10 protein-coding genes are annotated in these 7,153 nt (G+C 40.3%); 6 read left to right on the forward strand and 4 right to left on the reverse strand.

The annotated features are described in order from the left end of the window. Positions 1–244 precede the first annotated feature (244 nt). Together ACT3SX_RS12680 and ACT3SX_RS12685 are read right to left on the reverse strand one after the other, a co-directional pair. The gene (locus tag ACT3SX_RS12680) at positions 245–460 is read right to left on the reverse strand and encodes a hypothetical protein (protein WP_444519126.1); all 216 of its coding nucleotides are present in this window, start codon (positions 458–460) and stop codon (positions 245–247) included. A 73-nt stretch (positions 461–533) separates the two neighbouring features. Then, a complete protein-coding gene (locus tag ACT3SX_RS12685; RefSeq protein WP_443549154.1) occupies positions 534–797 on the reverse strand; it encodes a hypothetical protein in 264 nt (87 codons plus the stop codon). Positions 798–996: 199 nt separating this feature from the next. Between ACT3SX_RS12685 and ACT3SX_RS12690 the strand changes: the two genes are divergently transcribed. The 3 genes from ACT3SX_RS12690 (at position 997) to ACT3SX_RS12700 (ending at position 3,100) form a co-directional block, all read left to right on the forward strand. After that, positions 997–1,194 (forward strand): hypothetical protein, encoded by a 198-nt coding sequence (locus ACT3SX_RS12690; protein ID WP_087815170.1) that lies wholly within the window; start codon positions 997–999, stop codon positions 1,192–1,194. Beyond that, the gene (locus tag ACT3SX_RS12695; protein WP_443549153.1) at positions 1,194–2,696 is read left to right on the forward strand and encodes a MobA/MobL family protein; all 1,503 of its coding nucleotides are present in this window, start codon (positions 1,194–1,196) and stop codon (positions 2,694–2,696) included. The genes ACT3SX_RS12690 and ACT3SX_RS12695 overlap by 1 nt, the downstream gene beginning before the upstream one ends. A 230-nt stretch (positions 2,697–2,926) precedes the next feature. After that, positions 2,927–3,100 (forward strand): hypothetical protein, encoded by a 174-nt coding sequence (locus tag ACT3SX_RS12700; RefSeq protein WP_443549152.1) that lies wholly within the window; start codon positions 2,927–2,929, stop codon positions 3,098–3,100. 241 nt (positions 3,101–3,341) lie between these two features. On the opposite strand, the gene ACT3SX_RS12705 is transcribed toward ACT3SX_RS12700, so the two are convergent. After that, positions 3,342–3,713 (reverse strand): hypothetical protein, encoded by a 372-nt coding sequence (locus tag ACT3SX_RS12705; protein WP_444519128.1) that lies wholly within the window; start codon positions 3,711–3,713, stop codon positions 3,342–3,344. Then, a complete protein-coding gene (locus tag ACT3SX_RS12710) occupies positions 3,703–4,680 on the reverse strand; it encodes a PAAR domain-containing protein (RefSeq protein WP_443549151.1) in 978 nt (325 codons plus the stop codon). Before ACT3SX_RS12710 ends, ACT3SX_RS12705 begins: the two co-directional genes overlap by 11 nt. Before the next feature lie 67 nt (positions 4,681–4,747). On the opposite strand from ACT3SX_RS12710, the gene ACT3SX_RS12715 reads away from it, so the two are divergent. The 3 genes from ACT3SX_RS12715 to ACT3SX_RS12725 all read left to right on the forward strand — a co-directional run bounded on the left by ACT3SX_RS12715 (position 4,748) and on the right by ACT3SX_RS12725 (position 6,241). After that, positions 4,748–4,879, forward strand: coding sequence for a hypothetical protein (locus ACT3SX_RS12715; RefSeq protein ID WP_263972671.1), 132 nt, complete (start codon positions 4,748–4,750; stop codon positions 4,877–4,879). Positions 4,880–5,703: 824 nt separating this feature from the next. Further along, on the forward strand, positions 5,704–6,003 hold the full coding sequence (locus ACT3SX_RS12720; RefSeq protein ID WP_087815162.1) for a type II toxin-antitoxin system RelB/DinJ family antitoxin: 300 nt from the start codon (positions 5,704–5,706) through the stop codon (positions 6,001–6,003). Continuing rightward, positions 5,972–6,241, forward strand: coding sequence for a type II toxin-antitoxin system YafQ family toxin (locus ACT3SX_RS12725; protein ID WP_087815164.1), 270 nt, complete (start codon positions 5,972–5,974; stop codon positions 6,239–6,241). Before ACT3SX_RS12720 ends, ACT3SX_RS12725 begins: the two co-directional genes overlap by 32 nt. Positions 6,242–7,153: the final 912 nt, after the last annotated feature.

A 7,153-nucleotide genomic window follows, 5' to 3' on the forward strand; every position in this document is an offset into this window, starting at 1 on the left:
AAGAAAATATTAGTCTCAACCCTTAAAAATAAAGGGCTACAGCTTAAAATGAACTTATTTTATTTGAACTAAAACAAATTATATTTTAACAAAAACATCGAAAATATATGTTTTTTTATAACCCTGAATCCTCGAAAATAAAGGGCTGTAGCCGAAAAAATTCTAACTTGAAGGAATTATATTTTAGTTGAAAAACAACAAATAATATTTCAACTAAAACATGAAAAGAAGTATGTTGTACTTGCTAGTCATCACCTGATGACCAGTAGATTGCTGATAGCGTGAATTGATCTGTATCCGCATTTTTTATGTACGCCAAGCCTTTGTTTTGAAGGTCTGCATGAAAGCTATTCATAGTATCCCCCCAAATGTCAGCATAGTGATTGGCCAGTTGGATCAATTCATCGCAAGTGAATTTACCTCGATAGTCCACCTCACCAGCAGAGATATAAGATTCCATCCTATTGTCACGTTCACTAATCCATTGTGGAATTTTCACCTTGTCATTATTTCCACTTGTCGAAATAAAATAATCATACGCCATGATTAAAACCCCTCTCAAAATCGCTTCTTAATTCTGTTATAACGTCCTCTAAGCGGTCTAAATCTGTTTTGCGTGTGATATTGCCATCAATCCATTTCAGCAGTTGCTCGGCTATCTGTGGGTCATCCTCAGCCATTGATAACATCATGCCACCGATGATGACTTTTTGACCTGTCTCTAATTTTCTTTGTCTGGTCTTCAATCGGTTCAGCTCGTCTTGTTTGCGGGCTATCTTTTGTTCTATCGTTGGCATAATCTCACCTAGAAAAATTTATGGTCCGTGTTAGTATAACAGTGAATTGGAGTTGTTTCACTTGGCTGTCTTTTTAGGTAAGTGCGCACTTACGACTTGTCTAACCCTTACACTTCGTTTCATGGTTTTGACAAGTCCTAAGAGCGTCCTGCGGAGCAAAAGCCAAAATGACCAAATTTCAAAAAAAGGAATAAGAATAATGAGTCTATTTGAAGCCTCAAGTTTTGAGAAGTACAAAGAGCTTGCAACCAGTGAACCGATCACGGTTGATCTAACCGCAGACCAACAAGCGGTCATATTAAAGACGAATGACTACGGTTTAAATGCCCTCACCGAGATTGAAGAACGGCTGTTATTAGGCATTATGTTCACCCTAAAAAATGAGATACATCCCTAATGGCAATCTATCACGCCACCACCAAGCCGATCAGTCGTAGCAGTGGCAGAAGTGCCACGGCATCGGCTGCTTATCGTGCTGGTGTCGAAATCAAGGACGAGCGAACAGGGCTTACCCATGATTATAGTAAGCGTGGGGGCGTTCTTCTTGCCACTGTTTTTGATAAAGACGATAACGAAATTGATAGAAGTGAATTATGGAATTTAGCGGAACAAGCCGAGAAGCGAAAAGATGCTAGAACGGCTAGAGAGTGGATAGTTGCCATTCCTAGTGAATTGATGCCCGAGTACCCAGAACAATTAAGCGATGATGAAAGACGAAGTACTGAGCTACTGACTGATTACCAATTACGAAAAGAGTTTGCGGAGCATCACGCAAAAGATTTTTCAGGCACTCAAACCGCTTTAGATTTTGGAAAAATGCTATCTAAAAAATATGGCGTTGCAGTTGACGTAGCCATTCATGCTCCCGATGAAGAGGGCAGTAATAAAAATTATCATGCTCACATTATGACCACGACAAGAGAAGTCAGCTTGTCAGCTGATGGTCAAGTTGAGTTTGGCGACAAAGCGACCATCGAGCTATCAAATACTAAACGTAAGACGCTAGGGCTAGGCGCAACAAGCATCGAGATAAAAGAGCTTAGGGCAGAATGGGCGAAGATAGCCAACCAAGCCCTAGAGTATAACGGCTTTAATGAGCGCATCGATCACCGCAGCTATGCCGAACGTGGCATCGAGCAGCTACCTACGCAAAAACTAGGGTGGAAAGCGTCAGCAATGGAGCGCAGAGGACTGGAAACAGACAGGGGCGACATTAACCGAGCTATCAACGCCGGTAATCTAAAAATAAAGGGTTTAGCGCTAGAAATTCGCATCGATATCAACAAGAGGGAAGAACAAAAAGAAGCTCTAGAGTTTCAGAAGGGCATGGACGCACTCAGAGCCAAGCAACAAGCAGCCAAAGCCTTACAAGCTACCAACACCCCATCGCCACCGCCAAAGCCGCAAATAGAGCCAAATACAGCCCAAGAGATAGACCGTAAGCGCCAACTGCTACAGGACTTCGATAGGGGAATGAGTGAAAAAGCTGAAGAGATGCACAAGCATGAGCTGAAGGAGCTAAGGGAGAAAGCTAAGCCAATGCTGCAAGAAATTAATAAATTAAGGGATAACAAACCCCTGAATCCCTTTAAAACAAAAGCATGGAAGCAAGATTTAGATAAGAATCTAGAGCAATATAACAATCTCAAAACAGCACATGACACCAAACAGGAAAAAGGAATTACCCCAGAGCATAAAGAAATGGCTAGAACGCTTTATTACAAAGCATTCCCTGATAAATATGACAAGCTATACGAGATACAAAAGGACGTTAACTCATACGACCAACAGCAAGAACAGCAAGAGCTACAGCAACGGCAAGCCGAGTTAGCACAAAGACGGCAAGATAGAGAGGTGCAGCAAGCCGATAGGGGCAATGATAGGGATATTAATTACTAACACAGGGGACATGACTATGAGCGAGAAGAGAGAACCAAGTAAATTGACGCTGGACTGGATAGACCAGTCAGCCCTGAACGCCATACAAATGAGCGAGGACGAGGACTTCAGACAGCTAGTAGCGTCAAGAGCAACCAACTGGGGCAAGGGCATACAAAAGAGAGTGGAGCAGAAAATAAGACGCTCACAAGCGCCACACTTAGAAATAAAATAACTAAGAGAGGTTCAAAATGTCTATTTCAGATTCTATCGAAAACTTCCAAGAATACGGTAACGACCCTAAAAACGGCTATATGGACGATGCTTTTTTAGATATTGTTAAGCAGAGACAGCGGCTAGGTAAGGCTTTAACCCAAGAAGAACAAGCGTTTTTGGACAATCACAAAAGCCATGATGATGACTAACTATGGCAGACCACTAGTTGTCATGCTTTAACTATGACAGATTGACGGTTGAGCTAACGCCCTGCGGTTGTTGGATCAAAAGTTAGCCAGAACAGGCGAAAAAGACTGCCTGATCTTGGCTAACTTTTGACCTGAAATTACTGCTAATATCAGCCCTTTTAACATGACAAAGATTGTAATTATTCCTATAGAGTGATTATGTTTGATGAGTGTATCAGCAAGCGTTCAATCTAAATTAACCCTAGTCTGTCCAGCTCAAACATTTATCTCCGTTTCTAATGAGATAAGCTTTAAGTTGAAAATTATAATATTTAGCGTATAAATCCGCTGAAGTATTGAATTGATGCTGCTTATAAGTTTCATATCCATGTGACGTTCCTATTATTGGAACAATATTTTCATCGCTAACGCACCCTCGTTTTATTTCGGGAGTGTAGGGACCACCACTGTAAGTGGCATAAACGTGTAAATCACCCTTCGAAATAGCTTTCAGAGCATCAGCTGTAGGATCTGCACTGTATAGATAATCCAAACTGAATGGTTGTTCTACTTCACTGCTACAAGCCGCTGCTAAGCAAAAAAACAAAAGCGGTATAAGTGATCTAATTACCAAAACCTCCTCCATGTTCTTTGTTTGGATGACGAGCAGTAGAGTTTTTGTATAACTGCCTCATAATAGTATTTTGATGAACTATTGATAGATGGTTATAGAAAAGTTTACCGTGGGTGCTATAGTTTTTTATGTGTCCAAGTTCATGTGCAAGAACCTCTGTTAAGTTAGGTTTATAAACACCTTTACCATCCGCACGATCCGCACGTACAAAGTAAGGATCTTTATCCTGCATATTAATCTCTACTTCCATGATAATCTTATCTACTCTTTCTGTTGGTTTCCAAATTTCCCACCGCTTAGGTTTGTTAATAACTTGAGATGTCATTGATGGTATGGTTTTACCAAATACACCATTACCCTTTCCCAAGGTAACGGCAAGAATTCTATCGTCATTCTGTATTACTGATACTATATATCGACCATGTGAAGTAGATAAAATCTCATCAAAAGCCTTTTGTAAGTCTTTATCTCCTCCAAGGTAAAACTTACTTGTATCTAATTTACTTTCACCTGTACTAGGACCTGCCCAAAGTCCACCATCTTTCAATGCTTGTTCAGTAGACACTTCAACCCAGACCAACAAATCATCATCAGATATTTCCATCTCAGAGCTTTCATCAGACGCTTTTAAGCTAGAGAACACAGCTTCTGGATCAGATTTAGGAAACTGTATAGGCGCTGGTTGCTCAACGCCCATCACCTCAAAACCAGATTCACAGAACGACTGCTGAACCGCAATGAGCTTAGCACCGCAGCTGGTCACATCACCGGCACGGGCAATCGGTGCGCCATCAATGATAAACGAGGCATCCCCTGTCAAAATAGTCGTCACCTTTTTACATTTCTTACAGATGACTTTATCGCCTTTACGCGATATGGGAATACCGTTGTGAGTCGTGTGTGGTGAGCCACTAATCACCTTACCGCCATGAGTTGTCGTCGCGCCTACGGTGATATAAGCTGCCATAGTATCGTCCTAAATATACCTAAGACATAAATTCTAACATGATAGATGGACATAAGTTTATAAAACGGTGAGTAGTACCACTTATTCACTGAGTGAGGTGCTAGATTTGAACATGGTGCCAATAGCAGGTGACAAAGCAACTGCTAAGTTGTGGGCAGAAGAAATGGGGCTAAAAACGTGGCGTTATGTGAGACTGTAGAACGTAGCAAAAATAAGCCCAAAACATGCGCGTTTAGCACGACATAGAGTGTCATTGTTCGCATAAAGGTGGATTATGGTAAATGGAAATTGGGGTGGAAATCGCCGGCATAAATGAGCCGAAATAGCTAAAAATCTTATCAAACTAAAAAGACCTTCAGGCTACCTGAAGGTCTTTTTTTGTCCTAACAACCTTGAAAGTGCGTCATCAGTTGTTAATGGAACACCCCTCGAGACGCCTGTTTTTTAGCATCCATAATAGTCGTAGATATATCAGAGCAGTTTTATATAGAACTAAGAGCTGTTTTAGTAACATCTAAAGTATTGATAACAAAAGATACGGTGGATAGCGCATATACACCTGAATTGGTGATGCAGAGCTTACAGCACATTTCGATAATAGGCCTACCTGAACCGCATCATCTAATCAGTCGCGTGGATTACGATCATAATGTTTACAAGACATATGAAGCGGGTCTAAAAATCAAATCAACGTTTTGTTGATCTATCAAAAAACTTAAACTATGAAAGGACTTACACATGAAAAAGATAGAAATATTATCTCTGATTTTAGATATTTTTTCCACGATAGTGGAGATCATAATGCTTATAGACATAACACCATTTTTATAGAAAACCCCCTTGTATCAACGGATACAAGGGGGTTAATAGAATTATAAGGGGCACGTACAGCAAGCAGAGTGCGAGCCTAGCAGAATTTGAACGCTAAAATAAATTCACCTAACCAAGAACATATGATACAATCACTATTGTAAAGATTTAGTCTTACATATTCTTTACTAAAAATAATAGAAGGTTAATAAAATGTCTACAAAGAATTTTAATATGCGTTTGGATACAGATACTAAAAAACAGTTAGATAATGTCCTAGCTAGCTACGGGTTGACTACGCCTCAAGTTTTTAAGTTACTAGCAAACCAAATCGTTAAAACTCGAAAAGTGCCTTTGTCTTTTGACTGGGTTGAACCTAACATGGAAACTCAGAAGGCTATGCGTGAAGCTCTGAACAGAACAGATTTTACAGAAAGTTATACGCCTGACGAGCTTCTCAGAACACTAGAAGAGCCAAATGATGCGAAAGATAGTTACAGAGAACAAGTTTAAAAGAGATGCGAAAAAGTTAATTACCCATTTGATGACACCTGAATGGGCTGAAGCTATAAATTGCTTATGCAAAGATTTACCCTTACCTGAAAAGTATAGCGACCATGCTTTAGTAGGCGAGTGGAAGGATTTTAGAGACTGTCACATTAAACCTGACGTAGTATTAATATACTTAAAGAAAGACGATGATATTTTACAACTGGTAAGGCTAGGCAGTCATTCAGAACTATTTGGCTAACGCCTTGCAGTTATTGGGTCAAGAGTTGGCTAAGACAGGTGAAAAAGACCGACTAATCCTATCTCAAATAGAGTAGGATTAAATGGCACAAAAAATAAACGCCCCTATCACTTGACGTAATAGGGACGTTTATCGTTTAATGTTCATTAACGGTTACAGCGTGGTGGAACACACTGTAACGACCAAATAAGCACACAGACTGCGTTATTTGACCAGCAATTAAGCCCATTAGGGCATATTCTAATTCAAAACTAGGCTATTTTGCAATCAAATTACCTCTTTTAGCGATTTTAAAACCCATTTCTTACAAAACAAAACCGTGGTTTTACAATTTATTTGCTCGTTACCTTCCACCAATCAATGCCTTGTAACTGTTCCCTTGTAATGGGTGGCAGGCATCAGTGACGACTGCATTTCATGGGTGACAGTAAGCTCTCGACAGGGGGTTCTAGACATATTGAGCAACGCAATGAGTGGTTATATTGTCTTTCGAAGCGGTACATTGGGTGTATATGCCCTTGCTAGCATTAGAAAGCGTATAGCGGTTAAGAGCGTGTCTAGGCGGTGCTATCAACCGTAATCTTAACAGGGTCAGCTTGATACAGTGATGACCTCCTGATGAGTGTCCCAAGTCGTGCCGAGGGCATGAGTAAGCACCGTCAAGGTAACAACACTAAAGGATTTGCAGTTTTTCAACTGCGAGTCCTTTAGGGTGAGTGTTCCCTGATTTCAGAACCCAGCCGAACCAAGAGCATGACAACAAGTTATGCTCTGTCAAGTGTTATATAGCCCCCTAGGCTATATAACATAAGAGATTGAAGAAAAATTTAAGTTAAGATAATAATAGCAAAAAAAAAAGCACTCAATCAGCAGAGTGAGTGTTGAGATCGTTGATTAAAAAACTAATGTGAA

The sequence above is a fragment of the Psychrobacter sp. AOP31-B2-9 genome (assembly GCF_052378005.1).
Lineage (GTDB): Bacteria > Pseudomonadota > Gammaproteobacteria > Pseudomonadales > Moraxellaceae > Psychrobacter.